19 protein-coding genes are annotated in these 18315 nt (G+C 33.8%); 9 read left to right on the top strand and 10 right to left on the bottom strand.

Annotation, left to right across the window (positions count from 1 at the left end):
• The 3 genes from ACO05K_RS07820 to ACO05K_RS07810 form a co-directional block, all read right to left on the bottom strand.
• Nucleotides 1–1617, bottom strand: a complete 1617-nt coding sequence (locus ACO05K_RS07820) for a CTP synthase (protein WP_421943886.1) — start codon at nucleotides 1615–1617, stop codon at nucleotides 1–3.
• A gap of 320 nt (nucleotides 1618–1937) precedes the next feature.
• Nucleotides 1938–2405, bottom strand: a complete 468-nt coding sequence (locus ACO05K_RS07815; RefSeq protein WP_421943885.1) for a hypothetical protein — start codon at nucleotides 2403–2405, stop codon at nucleotides 1938–1940.
• 9 nt (nucleotides 2406–2414) lie between these two features.
• Entirely contained in the window at nucleotides 2415–2957 is a 543-nt protein-coding gene (locus ACO05K_RS07810) for a hypothetical protein (protein ID WP_421943884.1), read from the bottom strand.
• Between the two features lie 86 nt (nucleotides 2958–3043).
• Here ACO05K_RS07810 and ACO05K_RS07805 point away from each other — a divergent pair, with 86 nt between their 5' ends.
• Nucleotides 3044–3997: a bifunctional helix-turn-helix transcriptional regulator/GNAT family N-acetyltransferase gene (locus tag ACO05K_RS07805; protein ID WP_421943883.1), complete on the top strand. Its 954-nt coding sequence runs from the start codon at nucleotides 3044–3046 to the stop codon at nucleotides 3995–3997.
• Nucleotides 3998–4080: 83 nt separating this feature from the next.
• Here ACO05K_RS07805 and kdsB read toward each other — a convergent pair whose 3' ends face one another.
• The 3 genes from kdsB to trpS all read right to left on the bottom strand — a co-directional run bounded on the left by kdsB (nucleotide 4081) and on the right by trpS (nucleotide 6846).
• A complete protein-coding gene (gene kdsB, locus ACO05K_RS07800) occupies nucleotides 4081–4857 on the bottom strand; it encodes a 3-deoxy-manno-octulosonate cytidylyltransferase (protein WP_421943882.1) in 777 nt (258 codons plus the stop codon).
• Nucleotides 4858–5140: 283 nt separating this feature from the next.
• Nucleotides 5141–5755 carry a deoxynucleoside kinase gene (locus tag ACO05K_RS07795; RefSeq protein ID WP_025144984.1) on the bottom strand — a complete coding sequence of 205 codons (615 nt, stop codon included), beginning with the start codon at nucleotides 5753–5755 and terminating at the stop codon, nucleotides 5141–5143.
• Between the two features lie 92 nt (nucleotides 5756–5847).
• Complete coding sequence (gene trpS / locus ACO05K_RS07790; RefSeq protein ID WP_421943881.1) at nucleotides 5848–6846, bottom strand: tryptophan--tRNA ligase; 999 nt, start codon at nucleotides 6844–6846, stop codon at nucleotides 5848–5850.
• A 331-nt stretch (nucleotides 6847–7177) separates the two neighbouring features.
• Here trpS and ACO05K_RS07785 point away from each other — a divergent pair, with 331 nt between their 5' ends.
• The 6 genes from ACO05K_RS07785 to ACO05K_RS07760 all read left to right on the top strand — a co-directional run bounded on the left by ACO05K_RS07785 (nucleotide 7178) and on the right by ACO05K_RS07760 (nucleotide 10293).
• On the top strand, nucleotides 7178–7903 hold the full coding sequence (locus tag ACO05K_RS07785) for a lysophospholipid acyltransferase family protein (protein ID WP_421943880.1): 726 nt from the start codon (nucleotides 7178–7180) through the stop codon (nucleotides 7901–7903).
• A 1-nt stretch (nucleotide 7904) separates the two neighbouring features.
• Nucleotides 7905–8195 carry an Asp-tRNA(Asn)/Glu-tRNA(Gln) amidotransferase subunit GatC gene (gene gatC / locus ACO05K_RS07780; RefSeq protein WP_421943879.1) on the top strand — a complete coding sequence of 97 codons (291 nt, stop codon included), beginning with the start codon at nucleotides 7905–7907 and terminating at the stop codon, nucleotides 8193–8195.
• An 87-nt stretch (nucleotides 8196–8282) separates the two neighbouring features.
• The gene (locus ACO05K_RS07775; protein ID WP_421943878.1) at nucleotides 8283–9041 is read left to right on the top strand and encodes an ABC transporter ATP-binding protein; all 759 of its coding nucleotides are present in this window, start codon (nucleotides 8283–8285) and stop codon (nucleotides 9039–9041) included.
• An 81-nt stretch (nucleotides 9042–9122) separates the two neighbouring features.
• A complete protein-coding gene (locus ACO05K_RS07770) occupies nucleotides 9123–9671 on the top strand; it encodes a cob(I)yrinic acid a,c-diamide adenosyltransferase (protein ID WP_421943877.1) in 549 nt (182 codons plus the stop codon).
• Nucleotides 9672–9756: 85 nt separating this feature from the next.
• Complete coding sequence (locus tag ACO05K_RS07765; protein WP_010603503.1) at nucleotides 9757–9978, top strand: DUF2795 domain-containing protein; 222 nt, start codon at nucleotides 9757–9759, stop codon at nucleotides 9976–9978.
• Between the two features lie 156 nt (nucleotides 9979–10134).
• Nucleotides 10135–10293 carry a lmo0937 family membrane protein gene (locus ACO05K_RS07760; RefSeq protein WP_156166633.1) on the top strand — a complete coding sequence of 53 codons (159 nt, stop codon included), beginning with the start codon at nucleotides 10135–10137 and terminating at the stop codon, nucleotides 10291–10293.
• Nucleotides 10294–10314: 21 nt separating this feature from the next.
• Here the strand turns inward: ACO05K_RS07760 and ACO05K_RS07755 are convergent, their stop codons facing one another.
• Together ACO05K_RS07755 and queA are read right to left on the bottom strand one after the other, a co-directional pair.
• Nucleotides 10315–10989 carry a 2-C-methyl-D-erythritol 4-phosphate cytidylyltransferase gene (locus ACO05K_RS07755; RefSeq protein WP_421943876.1) on the bottom strand — a complete coding sequence of 225 codons (675 nt, stop codon included), beginning with the start codon at nucleotides 10987–10989 and terminating at the stop codon, nucleotides 10315–10317.
• A gap of 69 nt (nucleotides 10990–11058) precedes the next feature.
• Nucleotides 11059–12108 (bottom strand): tRNA preQ1(34) S-adenosylmethionine ribosyltransferase-isomerase QueA, encoded by a 1050-nt coding sequence (queA, locus tag ACO05K_RS07750; RefSeq protein WP_421943875.1) that lies wholly within the window; start codon nucleotides 12106–12108, stop codon nucleotides 11059–11061.
• Nucleotides 12109–12316: 208 nt separating this feature from the next.
• Here queA and ACO05K_RS07745 point away from each other — a divergent pair, with 208 nt between their 5' ends.
• Nucleotides 12317–13561 carry an ABC transporter permease gene (locus ACO05K_RS07745; protein ID WP_421943874.1) on the top strand — a complete coding sequence of 415 codons (1245 nt, stop codon included), beginning with the start codon at nucleotides 12317–12319 and terminating at the stop codon, nucleotides 13559–13561.
• A gap of 500 nt (nucleotides 13562–14061) precedes the next feature.
• Here ACO05K_RS07745 and ACO05K_RS07740 read toward each other — a convergent pair whose 3' ends face one another.
• Together ACO05K_RS07740 and ACO05K_RS07735 are read right to left on the bottom strand one after the other, a co-directional pair.
• The gene (locus ACO05K_RS07740) at nucleotides 14062–15129 is read right to left on the bottom strand and encodes an HmuY family protein (RefSeq protein WP_421943873.1); all 1068 of its coding nucleotides are present in this window, start codon (nucleotides 15127–15129) and stop codon (nucleotides 14062–14064) included.
• Between the two features lie 18 nt (nucleotides 15130–15147).
• Nucleotides 15148–17214 carry a TonB-dependent receptor plug domain-containing protein gene (locus ACO05K_RS07735; protein ID WP_421943872.1) on the bottom strand — a complete coding sequence of 689 codons (2067 nt, stop codon included), beginning with the start codon at nucleotides 17212–17214 and terminating at the stop codon, nucleotides 15148–15150.
• 148 nt (nucleotides 17215–17362) lie between these two features.
• On the opposite strand from ACO05K_RS07735, the gene ACO05K_RS07730 reads away from it, so the two are divergent.
• Nucleotides 17363–18310 carry a helix-turn-helix domain-containing protein gene (locus ACO05K_RS07730; protein WP_421943871.1) on the top strand — a complete coding sequence of 316 codons (948 nt, stop codon included), beginning with the start codon at nucleotides 17363–17365 and terminating at the stop codon, nucleotides 18308–18310.
• The last annotated feature ends 5 nt before the right edge of the window (nucleotides 18311–18315 follow it).

The following is an 18315-nucleotide window of genomic DNA, read 5'->3' as shown; positions in this document are numbered from 1 at the left end:
TTAATTTGTTTTCTTCTTAGCGTACTCCATTGCAGCGGCCACAAATTTAACAAAAAGTGGGTGAGGATTTGCTACTGTTGATTTTAATTCTGGGTGAAACTGTCCACCAACAAAGAAAGGATGGTTTTTAAGCTCAACAATCTCTACTAAGTTTGTTTGAGGATTTATTCCCGAAGCAATCATTCCAGCTTCTTCGTATTGTTTTAAATAATCATTATTAAACTCATAACGATGGCGGTGGCGCTCGTTAATGTGTTGTTTGCCATAAATAGCGAAAGCTTTAGTGCCTTTTTTAATATCGCAAGGATAAGAACCTAAACGCATTGTACCGCCCATATTTACAATGCTTTTCTGCTCTTCCATCATGTTAATTACCGGATTTGCAGCTTCTGCATCAATCTCTGTTGTATGTGCACCTTTTAAGCCTAAAACATTTCTTCCATACTCAATAACCGCACACTGCATTCCTAAACAAATTCCGAAGAAAGGAATATTATTTTCGCGAACATATTTGATGGTATCGATTTTTCCTTCAATTCCACGACTTCCGAAACCTGGAGCAACCAAAACACCTTGTAAATGCCCTAATTTTTCTTTTACATTATCAGGGAAAATACTTTCTGAATGGATGTACTCAACTTTAACCTTACACTCATTTTTCGAACCAGCATGTACAAAAGATTCAATAATAGATTTATAAGCATCTGGTAATTCTACATACTTACCAACCAAACCAATCTTAACCTCTGCGGTTGGGTTTTTCAAACGACCAAGAAAATCTTTCCAGCTTTCCATATCCGGGTCGTTTTTAGTTGGCAATTTAAGTTTTGATAAAACCGTTTTGTCTAATTGTTCTTTTAACATTAACAACGGAACATCATATATAGTAGATGCATCCATCGATTCGACTACCGCATTAATGTTAACGTTACAAAACAGCGCAATTTTTTTTCTTAAATCAGCACCTAAGTGATGTTCTGTTCTGCAAACCAAAATATCTGGTTGGATACCGTATTCTAATAAAGCTTTAACCGAGTGTTGTGTAGGTTTTGTTTTTAGCTCACCTGCTGCAGCCAAATAAGGTACTAAAGTTAAGTGAATTACTATAGCATTTGAACTACCTTCTTCCCATTTGAACTGACGAACAGCTTCAATAAATGGTAAAGATTCTATATCACCAACCGTTCCACCTAATTCTGTAATCACGATATCGTAGTCACCGCTTTCGCCAAGAATACGCATGTTGCGTTTAATCTCATCGGTAATGTGTGGTACTACCTGTACAGTTTTACCTAAATATTCGCCTTTACGTTCTTTGCTAATTACGTTTTGGTAAATACGTCCCGTGGTAATGTTATTTGCCTGCGAAGTTGGAACGTTTAAGAAACGCTCATAGTGACCAAGATCTAAATCGGTTTCTGCGCCATCTTCAGTAACAAAACATTCGCCGTGTTCGTAAGGGTTCAAAGTTCCCGGATCGATATTAATGTACGGATCGAATTTTTGAATAGTTACACGATAACCTCGTGCTTGTAAAAGTTTAGCTAAAGAAGCGGAGATGATGCCCTTACCTAAAGAGGAAGTAACACCGCCCGTAACAAAAATATACTTAGTCATGATTGTGATTTTTAACAACAAATGCAATAAATGTTGCTTTTTGTACGGGATACAAAGGTAAGAAAATTAGTTGTTTCCGTTGGCTAAAAAATGAGAATATTTAAAAATGATAAAGTGATGTGATTTAGTGAATTAGCGATATTATTTATTTTATGTTGAGTTTTTGTAAAGCAATGCCAGTCTCGTTTTTTAAAGTCAGCCCCGTTTTCCGCTAAATCTTTTTTGTGAAAGTGATGGGGAAATGAAATATTAAGCAACCAAAAAAGGATATCGCTTCAACCGGGTTTAATAATGGAAAACCTGTTCACATTATAGTAATATTATCGACTTGAGTAATGCAAGAATATTAACTTCAGTTTATCTAATCGTCTTTTATTTTCTTGTTGAAGTAATGATGGATACAAATTCATTACTGTATTAACACTCATCATAATGAGTGTCAGTAAGTATTGCTCTTTAAAAATTCTAGTAACTGCAAAAATGGATACGACTAAGAAGGCTATTAAATGACTTATTTCTGCAGTCGTCATTTCATGTCTTAAAATATCTGCCTCACTAATGTTTTTAATTTTAAGTTTTGGATTAAAGTATTTGAAAAAGGTATTCTTAACAATCCACTTAATAACACCAATTCCAATCGCTTTATTTAAAAATTTACTTTTAATGAAGTTTAAATTAGATAACGATGTTTTGTAAAACTCAGTTTTCACTAAAAAAGCATTTACAATCATCCCAACAATCCATGAAAGAAAAGTTATCGATATGCTGAAAGTAAAATATTTAATCATTTAGAATTATCAACAACACTTATAATAAACCTTTACTTTTTTATCCTTTTCGCTCCAGGCAATGTATAGATTGCTGTCTTTTCCTAAGCGATATTTAAAGCCATTTAATGCTGATTTTTTCAAATCTTCATAAAGTGCTTTGTCAGGTGTATTGTTATCGGCTTTATCATCAGGCATTACCGCAGGCTCCAGAAAATTATCTTCAGCAAAAAAGTCGTTGGCTATCGTTTTCAAATAAATTACCTGATCTTTCTCTTTCGATAAATCTATATTAGGATCTGTATTTTGAACTAAATCAGTGCCCTTCAAATCCTCGCTAAAAATTTCTAATCCTTCACCATTTTTTATGGTGAAGTGTAATACAATATCATTCGCCTTTCTTCCTGTAAGCTCAATTTTAAAAGTATCAAGCGTATTCAAATTGGAAAATGATTTAGTTAAAACCTGATTAACGTTCTTAAATTCTATAGAAGAACCCTTATCCGTTTTATCATTTTGGCAAGAAGCCATTATACAAATGCCTAATAATATGATGTAGAATGATTTTTTCATAAGCGGTAAAGAATAGGGGTAAAGTAATAAAATTTGGAATAATCTTAAAATGTTTTAATTTTGCGTAACTGATTACGTAATTAGTTATGGATTTTTTTGATAAAATAGGTAAAGTTGCAATTGGCAGCAGATTAAGGATGTTAACTGATAAGGTAACTGAAGATGCAGCCAATATTTATAAACTATACGAAATAGATTTACAGCCTAAATGGTTTCCGGTTTTGTATGCTTTAATTAATGGCGAAGCTAAAACTGTTACTACAGTAGCTAAAGAAATTGGTCATTCACATCCTTCGGTTAGTAAAATCATTAGTGAAATGATTAGTAAAGGCTATCTCGCTGATAAAAAAGATAAAACCGATGGGCGAAAAAATGCTGTAGCACTTACAAAAAAAGGTTTAAAAATTGCCGAGAAAATTCAGGATCAGTTAATTGATGTTGAGGCAGCAATTGAAGAGTTATCTGCCCAAACGCAAAATAATTTATGGGAAGCAATTGGAGAGTGGGAGTTTTTATTAGAACAAAAGAATTTACTAAGAAGAGTAATGGAAAAAAAGAAAGAAAGAGATGGTTCGAAAATTGAAATTATAGAATTTGATACCAAGTATAATGAAGTGTTTAAGAGTTTAAATGTAGAATGGATTTCGAAATACTTTGAAATGGAAGAATCTGATTACAAAGCTTTAGATAATCCGCAAGGATATATTTTAGATAAAGGTGGACACATTTTAATTGCTTTGTACGAGAACGAACCTTTGGGTGTTTGCGCTCTAATAAAAATGAATGATGGAGAATACGATTTTGAACTGGCTAAAATGGCAGTTTCTCCGAAAGCTCAGGGAAAAAACATCGGTTTTACTTTGGCAACAGCAGTAATCGAAAAAGCTAAATCTTTAGGCGCTTCAAAAATTTATCTTGAAAGTAATACGATTTTAAAGCCTGCAATAAACTTATATTATAAATTAGGTTTTCAAAAGGTTTTGGGTAAACCTACGCCATATACTCGTTGCAATATTCAAATGGAATTGGTTGTAAGCTAAAATCGTCATTGCGAGGCACGAAGCAATCTATTAGTTGAGATTGCTTCGTGCCTCGCAATGACGAAATCATTTATTTAATTCTATTACTCCAACTTCAACGCCTTTAAAAGCTTATTAAGCTTCTTCAAATCTTCCGGTGTGTCAATCGCTACTGTTTCCAAGTCAGTTACTTTAGTCTGGATGTAATAACCATTTTCTATCCAGCGAAGCTGCTCTAAACTTTCGGCAATTTCTAAAGAGGATGGAGGAAGTTTCGTAATTTCCACTAGAGATGCAGTGCGGTAACCGTAAATGCCAATGTGTTTGTAAAACTGATGTTTTTCTGCCCAAACACCTGGTTCACCATTTCTAATAAAAGGAATAGGACTTCTGCTAAAATACATCGCTCTTCCGTTTACATCAATTACAACCTTCGGACTGTTTGGATTGTAAATACTTTCCTGGCTTTCAATTGATTTAATTAACGTAGCCAGTTGTACCTTTTCCTCCGTAAAGCAACTTGCCAACAAATCAATTTGAGCAGGCTCTATAAATGGCTCATCACCCTGAATATTAATTACAATATCAAATCCCGGCAGTTGCTCAATAACTTCGGCACATCTATCTGTTCCGCTTTGATGCGTTGATGCTGTAATTACAAACTCACCACCAAATTTTTTAACTTCTTCAACAATTCTTTCATCATCAGTTGCAATAACAACTTTCGATAAACTTGTCGCTTTCGAAGCCTGTTCATAAACGCGTTGAATCATTGATTTCCCGGCAATGTCTACTAAAGGTTTCCCCGGAAAGCGAGTCGATGCAAATCTGGCTGGAATAATACCGATTGTTTTTGATGAATTTTCTGCTGAATCACTCATTTATTATATTATGGTTCGATAAATTACAAAAGCTATAATTAAAAAGATTACTAAATAAGAAATAGGATGAGCGAAATTAAGAGTCCAGCCTAAAATTTCAGCTCTTTTCCGAATAATTAATCTCGAATCATTTCTGTTAAAATAAAAAATCCCCCAAATCCAATTTTCTGGTTTATCGTGTTCAAAATCTTTATTCATAAACTATTAAAATTTAAACGATTTATATACACATTGATATTCCAATTTGAATTCAACTTAGTTTTTAGAGAATTGGAGTTGGTGGTTAAAACAGTCCGTTAATTTCAGCTTCTATTGATTGAATTACAGTTCCTAAGTCCTCTGGATTATTAGTGAAATCTAATTTGTCTTTATCTAGAATTAACAATTTTCCAAGATTATAACCTTTAATCCAGGCTTCGTATTTTTCGTTTAGTTTCGATAAATAATCAATGCGAATTCCAGCCTCATATTCTCTTCCTCTGCGTTGAATATTATTTACCAATGTTGGTACAGAAGCTCTTAAATACACCAATAAATCTGGCGGTTTAATAAAAGAAGTAATGTTATCAAATATTGCTCTGTAATTATCATGATCACGAGTGGTCATTAATGCCATATCATGCAAATTCTCTGCAAAAATGTGCGCATCTTCGTAAATCGTTCTATCCTGAATGACATTGCGTTTATTTACCTCAATATCAGTAATTTGTTGAAATCGGCTGTTTAAAAAATAAATCTGAAGGTTAAAGCTCCATCTTTTCATGTCACTGTAAAAATCTTCCAGATAAGGGTTGTTATCAACAGCTTCATAAAGCGCTTCCCAACCATAATTTTTCGCCAATAATCCGGTTAAAGTTGTCTTTCCGGCGCCAATATTTCCTACAATTGCTATGTGCATATATATTAAGATGTGAGATATGAGATTTGAGTATCAGATTGAACAAACTGCTTCAAATCTCATACCTAGATTCGCAAATCTATTTAAAATAATTAAAAACTTTTAAACCCGATTAAATTACGAACTTCTTTAATTGTTTTTTGGGCACTTTCTCTTGCTTTTAATGCACCATGTTTTGCAACTTGTCTTAAGTATAAATCATCTTTCGATAATTCTTCAATACGCTCTCTAATTGGCGAATTGAAAATAATCATGTCCTCGGCAAGTTGTTTTTTCATATCGCCATAACGAATTTGCATCTTGTTGTACAAACCATCAAAATGTTCAACCGTATCTGCTGTAGAAACAATTTTCATTAAATCGAAAAGATTTTGAATCGCTTCTGGTTTCTCCTGGTTTTCTTCAGTCGGACCGCTATCGCTAACTGCTCTGGCTACCTTTTTACGAATAATTTCAGGACTATCAGATAAGTAAATGCAGTTTCCATCGCCGTCAGATTTACTCATTTTACCTTTACCTTCTAAGCCTGGTACTTTCACCAAATTATCAGCATAGTTAAAAGCAAAAGATTCCGGAAAGAAATCTGAATTATACATTCTGTTAAAACGATTGCCGAAGTTTCTAGTCATTTCTAAATGCTGCTCCTGGTCTTTTCCAACAGGCACTTTTGTTGCTCGGTGAATCAAAATATCTGCAGCCATTAATGTTGGATAGGTTAATAAACCAGCATTAACATTATCAGGATTTGCCCTGATTTTTTCTTTAAATGATGCACTGCGTTCAAGTTCGCCTAAATAAGCATTCATATTTAAATACAAATACAGCTCTGAAACTTCAGGTACATCAGATTGTACATATATTGTAGTTTCCTCCGGATTAATTCCGCAGGCTAAATATTCAACCAAAACATGTCTTACATAGCCATGCAAATCACCTGGCGTAGGGTGTGTTGTTAAAGAATGGAGGTCGGCAATAAAAAAATAGCAGTTATAATCGTACTGCATCTTCACAAAATTGGTTACTGCGCCAAAATAATTTCCTAAATGTAGCTTTCCTGTTGGCCTAATGCCACTCACCACTGTTTCTTTCATAATGGCACGAAATTAAAAATAAAATGGCATCAATCTATATTATAGGTTCAATTAATATCATAAGTTTTTTTTTAGAAAAGCAATTGTAGTATTACAATTTATGTTAGTCCCGCTCATCGCTTTACTCATCCCGAAGAAACCTGTGAAACAAGTAAGCACACAATTAAAAATAAAGACAGTGCTTAAATCGGGATTCGTGCTCGCTTTTATCGGGTTTATAAACTCCGGTTTGTGCTGAATATTCAAGTATAAATCCCCTAAATCATCAATTAAAAACAAAAAATATTTATGGCATGAAAATATATGATAGTAATTTATATTTTTGACGGTTATGACCAAGTTTTTAAGGCAGTTACACAGAGTTTGGTATCTCTTTTGGATACTTTTTTTCTTCGCTTTATTTTATCCTATATATTATTTATCGGCAAGCAACCCGAAATACTACGGTATTTTAAATTTTTTTAGAAAGGCAAATAGCTTTTTATGCAGTTTATTTTCTGGTGTTTTTTTCTCCTATAAATTCGAAGAACCATTAAATAACAAACAAACATACATCTACTGCGCCAATCATACCTCTAATTTAGATATTATGATATTTTGCATTTTAGCAAAAGGTAGGTATCATTTTATGGGAAAAGATGAACTATTAAATAATCCAGTGTTAGGTATATTCTTTAAAACCATTGATATTTCTGTAAACCGTGATAGCAAAATTTCAGCTTTCAGAGCTTTTAAAAAAGCGGGAGAGAATTTAGAAAAGGGGATGAGTTTAATTATTTTTCCAGAAGGTAAAATTGATGACCATTATCCTCCAAAACTCGGTGAATTTAAAAACGGTCCGTTTCGTCTGGCTATAGAAAAAAACATTCCTTTAGTTGCGGTAAGCATAACTAATGTATGGAAAATAAATTGGGATGATGGTGCCAAGTATGGAAGTAAGCCCGGAATTTGCGATATTTACGTCCACAAACCGATAGAAACAAAAACGTTAACCGATTTAGATAGCGATATTTTGAAAGAAAAGGTTTTTAAACTGATAGAAAGTAAACTAGTATAAAATGAATTTAGACGAAAAAACCATACATAAAATTGCAGACCTCGCCCGGATTCATGTAAATGATAAAGAAGTTGAGACTTTGATTCCGGAAATGAATAAAATTTTATCATTTATGGAAAAATTGAATGAGCTGGATACTTCGAACGTAAAACCTTTGGTTTACATGAATGAAGCTACAAATGTTTGGCGTGAGGATGTTGTTAAACAGGAAATAGCTACTGCCGATGGCTTAAAAAATGCAGCGAAGCATAATGAATCGTTTTTCATGGTTCCTAAAATTATTGAGAAATAAATTTCTGTTAATTTGGGTTGTTGCAAACGAAAATTTTAAATCACTTGTAACATCTTAACCTGTACCCTTGTCTAAAAAATAAAAACTATGTCGCAACCACTCATCACCATTAAAGAAATTGGTCGTAAATACGTTATCGGTTCAGAGGTTATTCATGCATTAAAATCGGTTAGTTTAGATATAAACAAAGGCGAATTTGTAGCATTGATGGGTCCATCTGGCTCAGGTAAATCTACATTGATGAATATTTTAGGTTGTTTAGATACGCCATCAAGCGGAAGTTATATTTTAAATGGAACTGATGTAAGCCACATGACAGATGATGCATTGGCAGAAGTTCGTAATCAGGAAATAGGTTTCGTGTTCCAAACATTTAATCTTTTACCACGCTCAACATCGTTAGATAATGTTGCTTTACCATTAATTTACGCGGGTAATAGTAAAAAAGATCGCGAAGCAAGAGCTGCTAAAGCTTTAGAAAACGTAGGTTTAGGTAATCGTATGGATCACAAACCAAACGAATTATCTGGTGGTCAGCGCCAACGTGTAGCCGTTGCCAGAGCGTTAATTAACGATCCATCAATTATCCTTGCCGATGAGCCAACAGGTAACCTTGATACCAAAACCTCAATAGAAATTATGGGCTTGTTAGAAGAAATTCATAGTAAAGGTAATACCATTATTTTAGTAACGCATGAGGAAGATATTGCTCAACATGCGCACAGAATTGTACGTATGCGTGATGGATTGATTGAGAATGATTATGTCAATACCGACGTTAAAAATGTTTCTCCACGTTTGCAAGCTTTAAAGGATAGCGGCAGCGATTGGGAGAAAATAAACTAAAGAAGTTTAAAGTTGTAAGTTATAAGTTATACGTTTTGGATATACTTAAAACGTATAACTTACAACTTAATACTTTTCAAAATGAAAATCTACACTAAAACAGGAGATAAAGGTCAAACTTCCTTAATTGGAGGAACCCGAGTACCTAAATATCATCTTCGCATTGAAACTTATGGAACTGTTGATGAATTAAACTCGTATGTTGGTTTAATTATGTGTCAGGAAATCGATGAGCGCCACAAACTATTGCTCAAAGAAATTCAGGATAGATTATTTACCATTGGTGCTTCTTTAGCGTCCGATCCCGAAAAATCAAAAATGAAAATTCCAGATTTGCATGCCAGCGATATAGAATTACTGGAAAAAGAAATGGATGATATGAACGAGGTTTTGCCTGCATTAAAACACTTTGTTCTGCCAGGAGGCAATACCATTGTTTCTTACTGCCACATTGCCCGATGCGTTTGCAGAAGGGCAGAACGCCTGACAGTAGAATTATCAGAGAATAGCTTTGTAAATGAGCATGTAACCATTTATCTAAATCGCTTGAGTGATTATTTGTTTGTTTTGGCACGAAAACTGAATATGGATTTCAAGGCAGAAGAAAACATTTGGATACCACGTGTTTAATAGTTGAAAAATAAGTTTGTTTTGCTCGAAAATTTTAATATACTTTGCGCATAATTACGAAACAAGAATTAACTGAATAAAAGATATGTATTGGACACTAGAATTAGCTTCCCACTTGGAAGATGCACCATGGCCAGCAACTAAAGATGAATTAATCGATTATGGTATTCGCTCAGGTGCTCCTGTTGAGGTTATTGAAAACTTACAGGCATTAGAAGATGATGGCGAGCCTTATGAGACAATTGAAGAAATTTGGCCGGATTATCCAACTAAAGAAGATTTCTTCTTTAACGAAGATGAATATTAAACGCAACTCCCAACTAATAATTGGGAGTTTTTTTAATGCTCGATAAATCTATTTACTTTAATTATAGCCTTTGCGAATAAATTATTACAATTTTTAAACAAAAGCATTTCCATTGTTGTTACTATACCAACATTTACACATTTAAAAATTAACACGATGGGAAATTTATTGTATTTAGTCGCAGTAGTATTAGTTATACTCTGGGTTATAGGGTTTTTATTTCATGGCTTTGGCGATGTGGGTAACATTATCCACGTTTTATTGGTAATTGCAGTTATTGCAATTTTGCTTAAAGTTATTGGTAGAGCAGCCTAATAATAAAAATGCCCTTTTAAATTAAAGGGCATTTTTATTTAAAAACCATTCTGCAATTTCTAAATCGGCAGGGTAGGTTATCTTTATGTTGTTTCTTTCTCCCTCAATCAAATTTATCTTAATTCCACTTTGTTCTACAACGCTGGCATCATCAGTAAAATTATTATCGAATGGTAAATTGTAGGCATTTTTAATAATGTCTGATTTGAAAACCTGAGGAGTTTGTACCATAAAGAAGTCTTCTCGATTTACAGCTTCGGTATTATCATCTTTCTTTTTTCTGATGCTATCAGTTGGCTTTACAGCAGCGATTGCATTTCCATTTTCAAGAGCATATTGAAAACTTTTATCAATTAAATCTTTTGAAATAATTGGCCGGACCGCGTCATGTATTGATATTACTGATTCTTCGGTAATCGTATCAACTGCATTTTTTACAGAATGAAATCGTTCTTTACCTCCGGAAATAATAGTGTGGGGAATATTGAAATTAAACTCAACGCAAAGCTTATTCCAATAAGAATGTTGCTCTTGATTTAAAACTAGTAATATTTTTGGTTGAAATTCACTTAATGCGAAAGCTTTTATGGTGTGCATTAAAACCGGAAGGTTATTAAGCAGGAGAAATTGTTTTGGTGTTTCGGTTTGCATCCGGTTTCCGGCGCCACCTGCTACAATTACAGCGTAGTATTTCATATTTGAGTATCAAGATATAAGTATCAAGTATCGAGAAAATTCTTGATACTTGATAGTCAATACTTGAATCTATATGATTAGCATGGCATCACCATAGCTATAGAATTTATATTTTTCTTTTACTGCAACTTCGTATGCATTCATTACATTTTCGTAGCCACCAAAAGCACTTATCATCATTAATAAGGTTGACTCTGGAGTGTGGAAGTTAGTAATCATTGAATTTGCAATGCTGAAATCATAAGGAGGAAAGATAAACTTACTTGTCCAATCGTTTGCAGCTTTTAGAGTTCTGTTTGCAGAAACAGCAGATTCGATAGCACGCATTGAAGTTGTTCCAACCGCACAGATTTTTCTTTTCTCTTCAAGTGCTCTATTAACTAAGTTAGCATCTTTCGGTTCAATAATAAACTGTTCAGAATCCATTTTATGCTTAGTTAAGTCTTCAACCTCAACTGTTCTAAAAGTACCTAAACCAACATGTAACGTCACTTCTGCAAATTCAACTCCTTTAAGTTCAAGGCGTTTCATTAATTCGCGACTAAAGTGTAAACCAGCAGTTGGAGCTGCTACGGCACCTTCGTGTTTTGCAAAAATGGTTTGGTAACGTTCTTTATCTTCAGCAGTTGCTTTACGTTTAATGTATTTAGGAAGAGGAGTTTCGCCTAAAATTTCAACGTTTCTTCTAAACTCCTCATCTGTACCTTCAAACAAAAAGCGAATAGTACGGCCACGAGATGTAGTATTATCAACAACTTCAGCAACTAACAAATCGTCATCACCAAAGTATAATTTATTACCAACACGGATTTTACGAGCAGGATCTACCAAAACATCCCATAAACGCAATTCCTTGTTTAATTCTCTTAACAAGAAAACCTCGATAGTTGCACCAGTTTTTTCCTTATTTCCGTATAAACGAGCAGGGAATACCTTAGTGTTATTTAAAATCATAACGTCCTTGTCATCGAAATAACCTAAAACGTCTTTAAATATTTTATGTTCAATTTTACCACTGTCTTTATGCAAAACCATCAAACGAGCTTCATCTCGTTCTTCTGAAGGATTATGGGCAATTAATGACTCTGGTAAGTTAAATTTGAATTGTGATAATTTCATTCTTGATGAATTTTTTGAGGTGCAAAAATACGAATTTAATTTTTCTTTTCAGTATTTTAAGCAACGCAATTAACTTATTTATGTTTTAGTTAATATTTTTTTACTATGAGCAATGATTTTTGAATGTTTAGAGTCAATTTTAAATAATGTAATTTTAAGTTTAAAATAGCTGTAACCTTTTATACATCTTTGTGTCTAAACTCTAATTATGATAATCTTCAGGCTAATTGGTGAAAGTTTTCGTTTTGCACTTGATGCGTTGCGACAAAATAAATTACGTACAATGTTATCGCTTTTAGCGATTACCATTGGAATTTTTGTAATCATTTTTGTTTTCTCAGGAGTTGATACTTTTAGAGGGAAATTACAAGCGAGCGTAGATAAATTAGGTTCAAATACTATTTATGTGCAAAAATGGCCATGGAGTTTTGGAGATAATTATCCCTGGTGGAAATATGTAAATCGTCCGGAACCATCAATCAGAGATTTTCAATCCTTAAAAGAAAGAATGGGAAATGCTGATGGCATTACATTCGAAATTTCTACAGGTAACAGAACCATTAAATATAGAAGTGGCTCGGTAGAAGGTATAAATATTTCTGCGGCATCACAAGATTTTAATAAAACCTGGAACTTTGAATTACAAGCTGGAAGGTATTTTACCGAAAACGAAAATAACAACGGTACACCAGTTTGTTTGATTGGTGCTGAAATTGCTGAAGGTTTGTTCGGTAGTGATGATCCGGTTGGAAAGCAAGTACAAATTTTAGGTAGAAGGGTAACTGTTATTGGCGTTTTTATTAAAGAAGGTGAGGATATGCTCGGAACTTCACTTGATAAAAGCGTAAATGTTCCGATAAACTTTGCAAAAGGAATATTGGATATCCAGAATGAGCGTTACAACCCTCAAATTACGGTTAGAGGTTCAGAAAATGTTTCTTTAGAAGAAGTTGAAAGTGAATTGCGAGGTGTAATGCGTTCTATCCACAGACTTAGACCAAATCAGGAAGATGATTTTGCATTGAATAAAACAACTATTTTATCTAACCAATTAGATAAAATGTTCGATGTTGTAAAGTTAGCCGGTTGGGTAATTGGTGGTTTCTCTATTTTAGTTGGTGGCTTTAGTATAGCCAATATCATGTTTGTATCTGTTAAAGAAAGAACTAATATTATCGGGATTCAAAAATCTTTAGGCGCAAAGCGATATTTTATTCTACTCCAATTCATCTTTGAGGCTATTCTACTTTGTATTTTAGGTGGATTATTAGGCTTACTATTGGTTTATTTACTTGCCTTGGCAATTGGTGCGATAACAGATTTTCACATTATTCTAGGACTCAACAACATTACCTTAGGTATAGGTATTTCGGTAATAATCGGAACAATATCAGGTTTTTGGCCAGCTTATTCCGCATCAAGATTAGATCCTGTAGAAGCAATTAGAAGTTAGAGATACATAAAATTGAAGAGATTATCCCGTCATTCTCTCAAAGGCGGTAATTCTAAAGCGTTATGCAAATCGCTTTAAGATTCCCAATCAAATTGGGAATGACGTACGTTCAAAATATATTATTTCGTTTTATCGTCATTCTCGCGAAGGCGGGAATCCTAAAGCGTTATGCAAATCGCTTTAAGATTCCCAATTAAATTGGGAATGACGTACGTTCAAAATATATTATTCTGTTTTCTCGTCATTCTCTCAAAGGCGTGAATCCTAAAGCGTTACACAAATCGCCTTAAGATTCCCAATTATATTTGGAATGACGAAAGTTCAAAATATATTATTTCGTTTTATCGTCATTCTCGCGAAGGCGGGAATTCTAAAGCATTATACAAATCGCTTTAAGATTCCCAATTAAATTGGGAATGACGATAGATCATAAAAAGATAAGGCCCACCATCGCGGCGGGCCAATTATCCAACTAACAAAACATAATTTTATAAGGTTACTTAAGCACCTTTTTTAACTAGCTTATACTCAATAACTGGTTTCCCGCGTGTTCCACCATCGTTTGATATAAAGCTGTTGAATTTTAATTTGTAAACATTTCCTGAGCCATCTTTAACTACATAGAAAACATCAGTTTTAACACCAATTGCAGCACCTGTAGTGTTTCTCCAGTTAGAACCGATTACATCTCTTGATGAAGAAAAAGTAATGCCTGTAACATCAGCTTCCGCAAATGCAGCATAAGTTTTAGTAGCTGTAGAAACCTGAGCAACTGTAACACCTCCGATATTATTAATAAAAACTAAGTCAGAAAAAGCGTATGGAAGTTGAGTAGCTCCGGCTGCTGTCCAATACATGCTGTACCCCCAAACAATATCCCAACTTGCTTTTGCTGGCTCAACAGTTACAGCAGTTCCTTTAACCAAAGAAGCATATTGGAAATTGCTTTCAGCGTTTTTAGCAACGTCTAAACTAGAAAAAGTTGTAGCACTCAATTTTGCATATTGCAAAGTATAGCCAGTTCCTTTTCTTAAAACGCGAATTTTGTACAGTTCATCATTAGTTAAAACAGTGTTAGAACCACCTTTTCTGTTAACTATATAAACTTTATTATCAGCATCAGTTGCAGAAACGACTGCAATAGCCGTTTTATTTAAAATATTGGTTTCTCTACCATCATCAATAATCGTAAAGTTTCCACCTCCTTGTCCAACTTTAAGCGCATTTAGGTCGAAATCTGCAGCTGTTACAGCGTTCAAATCTGTTTTGTTTACGATAAGTGCTGATGCACCATTCGTAGAATTTAGAATAACTTTGAAATCAGAACCGGCGGCAAAACCCAAATCCCAACTATCTCTATCAACTGAAGTTTGTTTATCTGTACTAAAATCTACGTAAACACTATTGCCTGCCGCACTTCCGGTTTCTGCCGCAATTAATCCATTTAATGTTAAGGTGCTACCATCTGATGGCGGCGCAACAATAACAGGTTCTTCACCATCTTTTTTACAAGCTGTAAAAGTTACTGCCAATAAGGCAATTGCAATAATCGAGTTAAGTTTATTCATCTTTCTTTTTAATTTTAATTAGTTTTTATTCCAGTTAAATGTTAAGCCCAAAACGTAAGAACGACCATAGCTTAATGGAATCGATTCTCCACCTGTGCTGTGTGCACCACCAGAAGCAGTTGACGTATTATTTAATTGTGTAACATTGAAAATGTTTTTTACACCTGCATTAAGCGTAAAGCGTTTATAGAAATTCTTGCTAAGCATTAAATCAGCAAAGCTGAAAGCAGATATTTTTGTTGGTACGTAAGCCGCTGGATTGGTAGGATCGGTTTGAAAACCTAATTTTTCGCCAGTATACTTATAGAAGAAACTTACATTTCCGTTAATCTTGGTAATGGTATAAGTTAAATTCGCTGTAACCTCTGGCGACCATACTATTTTCTTATCAGTAAATGTTGAAGATTCTGAATAAGTATGGAAAGAGCCGATGTATGAAACACCAACATTTGCCTGTAAATCTTTATAAATGAAAGTATTATCTAAGGTTGCGCCAGTTGTTTTAAAATTGCTGATATTTAATAATGTTGTAATTGAATTATTTGAAGGATCGGTACCAAAATCTATTTTGTTCTTGAATTTGTTGAAGAATCCTGCTAGGGTAGAGCGAAACTGAACGTCGCTTGTTGCAATGCCTGACCAAGCCACCGAACCATTAAAACTATTTGATTCTTCAGCCTTTAAATTCGGATTGCCGTAAATGTTATGGCTTGCATCAACAAAATTGTAGTAAAGTTCTCTAAGTGCTGGAGATCTAAAACCTCTGGCGTAGCCTAAACGTAAATCTAAAGTTTTTGTTAAGCTAAATTTTGTGTTTAAAGATGGAATTAAAGGCGCATCATAAATTGAATTCTTTATAAAACGTAAACCCGGGCGCAATGCAATTCCTTCTACAGGCTTAATTTCTGATGAAATGAATAGGGCGTAATCGTTTATAACTGGGCTACCGCTGATTCTTTGTCCAGATGCTGCATCTCTGTTATATTCAAAACCTGGTTGAAAAGAAACTTTATCATTCAGTTTATAAATTGCTGTTGTTCTGTAGATTGTTGCATTAAACTTCGCAGTATCTTGCTCTCCAGCATCGGTTGTTAAAGTTTCTGTATTATTAGTGAAATTATGATTAACTGTTCTTGTAGATCTTTGCAAGTCAGTATAACCCGCAACAGCCGTTAGCTGTAAATTTGTGCTAATTTTCCATTCAGATTGTAATTGCTGTGTGTACCTCTTGGTAGTATAAGTTGCAAGTTTACCAATGTAAGTATTTGGATTAATCCCAAAGCGGGCATCAATATCTTCTTTTAACCCATCTAAACGATACCAGATATTAAAATTTTCATTTCTGTAACCAATTTTGGTATTTCCAAGCCATTGCTCTTTTGGTTTCCATTGATTTCTCCAGGCATTAAATTCTTGTAAAAAAGCAGTTTTAGGTGCCATGTTCCAGCCGCCGAAGTCGTTGTGAGATGCACCTACGATTGCACTCCAACCTTTTTTCTGCCAGCTAACATTTAAATTTTGGTTGTGTAAACCTTTTCCACTAAAGGCTTCGTATTCTTGGCCTGCAGTTTCTTCCTGAACACGGGCATTTATGCTCAATAAAGATTTGCCGGCATTTTTGGTGATGATATTAATAACGCCTGCCAAAGCGTCTGTACCATAAATAACCGACATCGGACCTTCAACAATTTCGATCCGCTCTACCGTATTAATGTCTATTTGACCTAAACTTTCCCTGGCATCAGATCTATCTACCATCGGAATACCATCCAATAATATTTTAATATTTCTGCCTGTCATTCCCATTAAAGAAACATCCGTAGTTCCCAAAGTTAAATCGTTAGTAAACCTAAAACCCAATTCTTTATTCAGCACCTGCTGGATGTTTGTTGCGGCTCTTAGTCTAATGCGTTCGGCACTAATCGTTCTGATGTTGTAAACTGAGTTTTTTAATGTTTGCGGGCCATATTGCCCGGTAATTACAACTTCTTTTAAGTTTTTGGAACCAGTTGTATCCACCTTAACGTCTTGACTGTAAGTAGAAAATGCAAGTAAACTTAAAACGGCTGATAAATATATTTTCATTAATTTAGACTAATTATAAATAATTGTGCAAATTTGTGCATAATCAAACAAAGCGGATAACGCCATACGGATAATTTATAACGTGAAACGGATTATTAAGAATTATTCTAAATAATCTTTTTAGTAGTAAGGGTTTAGATAAAATTAAATGAACACCAGAATATTAGATTTTGAAACAAACGGGCTTATTTATCAAAGTAATATGTTGAGTAATACTGTTGATGAAGCTAATATTTGGGAGCAAAAGCATGATTTAACTTCTGATTTATACAATTATAGTAGAGAAGAAATTTATTTAGAAGGTGTTCAAATTTCTTATAACAAAATACATGCTTTCAAAAAATCTGAATTTATTTTAGAAACCAATAATGATAATATTCTTTTTGTTTTCTGCATGGCCGGAAATTTGAAATATAGAAGTTTAGGCACTAATACTTCTTCTTCTTTGAGCAAAAATGAACATTCAGTTTTTCAATGTAATTTCAATCATTTCGTAATCAGTTTCGATGGTACAGCAGAATACATTATCATACAGTTTCTAAAAGAACATTATAGCAAATTAACCGGGAATGATTTTTCCAAAAATCTGATTGATTTTTCATCATTGAATTTATACCCGGAAGTGAATTTAATTTTAGGTGATTTATTCAGCAAGAACATTAATCAGAAAATAAAAAAGATATATCTTGAAGCTAAAATTTACGACTTGCTAATTCTTTTTATCACGAAAGCTGAGCAGAATCAAACATTTTCTATGAAACAGGATGATGTTGATAAAATACTAAAGGCAAAACAGATTGTAGAATCCAATATTCAATCTCCGAACTCGTTGATTGAGCTTTCCCGAAAGGTTGGAATTAACGATTACAAATTAAAAAAGGGATTTAAAGAAATTACTGGAAATACTGTTTTTGGTTATTTATATGAGATAAGAATGGAACATGCATTTCATTTATTATCTAATGAGCAAAAAAGTGTAGGCGAAGTAGCTTTTTTGGTCGGCTATAAAAATGCCCAGCATTTTACAGCAGCCTTTAAAAAGAAATACAATGTTCTCCCAGGAATTCTTAATAAAGGAAAATTAGCAAAATCTTAAAGGAA

Source organism: Pedobacter sp. (assembly GCF_965227205.1).
GTDB lineage: Bacteria > Bacteroidota > Bacteroidia > Sphingobacteriales > Sphingobacteriaceae > Pedobacter.
Note: the sequence above shows the minus strand (reverse complement) of the source record. Positions and strands in the feature narration are given on the sequence as shown.

Coding starts and splice junctions, on each gene's coding strand:
- kdsB (WP_421943882.1), bottom strand. CDS start 4,857: ATGAGTGATTCAGCAGAAAATTCATCAAAAACAATCGGTATTATTCCA.
- trpS (WP_421943881.1), bottom strand. CDS start 6,846: ATGAAAGAAACAGTGGTGAGTGGCATTAGGCCAACAGGAAAGCTACAT.
- ACO05K_RS07810 (WP_421943884.1), bottom strand. CDS start 2,957: ATGAAAAAATCATTCTACATCATATTATTAGGCATTTGTATAATGGCT.
- ACO05K_RS07735 (WP_421943872.1), bottom strand. CDS start 17,214: ATGAAAATATATTTATCAGCCGTTTTAAGTTTACTTGCATTTTCTACT.
- ACO05K_RS07805 (WP_421943883.1), top strand. CDS start 3,044: ATGGATTTTTTTGATAAAATAGGTAAAGTTGCAATTGGCAGCAGATTA.
- ACO05K_RS07745 (WP_421943874.1), top strand. CDS start 12,317: ATGATAATCTTCAGGCTAATTGGTGAAAGTTTTCGTTTTGCACTTGAT.
- ACO05K_RS07730 (WP_421943871.1), top strand. CDS start 17,363: ATGAACACCAGAATATTAGATTTTGAAACAAACGGGCTTATTTATCAA.
- ACO05K_RS07755 (WP_421943876.1), bottom strand. CDS start 10,989: ATGAAATACTACGCTGTAATTGTAGCAGGTGGCGCCGGAAACCGGATG.
- ACO05K_RS07760 (WP_156166633.1), top strand. CDS start 10,135: ATGGGAAATTTATTGTATTTAGTCGCAGTAGTATTAGTTATACTCTGG.
- ACO05K_RS07815 (WP_421943885.1), bottom strand. CDS start 2,405: ATGATTAAATATTTTACTTTCAGCATATCGATAACTTTTCTTTCATGG.
- gatC (WP_421943879.1), top strand. CDS start 7,905: ATGAATTTAGACGAAAAAACCATACATAAAATTGCAGACCTCGCCCGG.
- ACO05K_RS07775 (WP_421943878.1), top strand. CDS start 8,283: ATGTCGCAACCACTCATCACCATTAAAGAAATTGGTCGTAAATACGTT.
- ACO05K_RS07770 (WP_421943877.1), top strand. CDS start 9,123: ATGAAAATCTACACTAAAACAGGAGATAAAGGTCAAACTTCCTTAATT.
- ACO05K_RS07820 (WP_421943886.1), bottom strand. CDS start 1,617: ATGACTAAGTATATTTTTGTTACGGGCGGTGTTACTTCCTCTTTAGGT.
- queA (WP_421943875.1), bottom strand. CDS start 12,108: ATGAAATTATCACAATTCAAATTTAACTTACCAGAGTCATTAATTGCC.
- ACO05K_RS07795 (WP_025144984.1), bottom strand. CDS start 5,755: ATGCACATAGCAATTGTAGGAAATATTGGCGCCGGAAAGACAACTTTA.
- ACO05K_RS07740 (WP_421943873.1), bottom strand. CDS start 15,129: ATGAATAAACTTAACTCGATTATTGCAATTGCCTTATTGGCAGTAACT.
- ACO05K_RS07765 (WP_010603503.1), top strand. CDS start 9,757: ATGTATTGGACACTAGAATTAGCTTCCCACTTGGAAGATGCACCATGG.
- ACO05K_RS07785 (WP_421943880.1), top strand. CDS start 7,178: ATGACCAAGTTTTTAAGGCAGTTACACAGAGTTTGGTATCTCTTTTGG.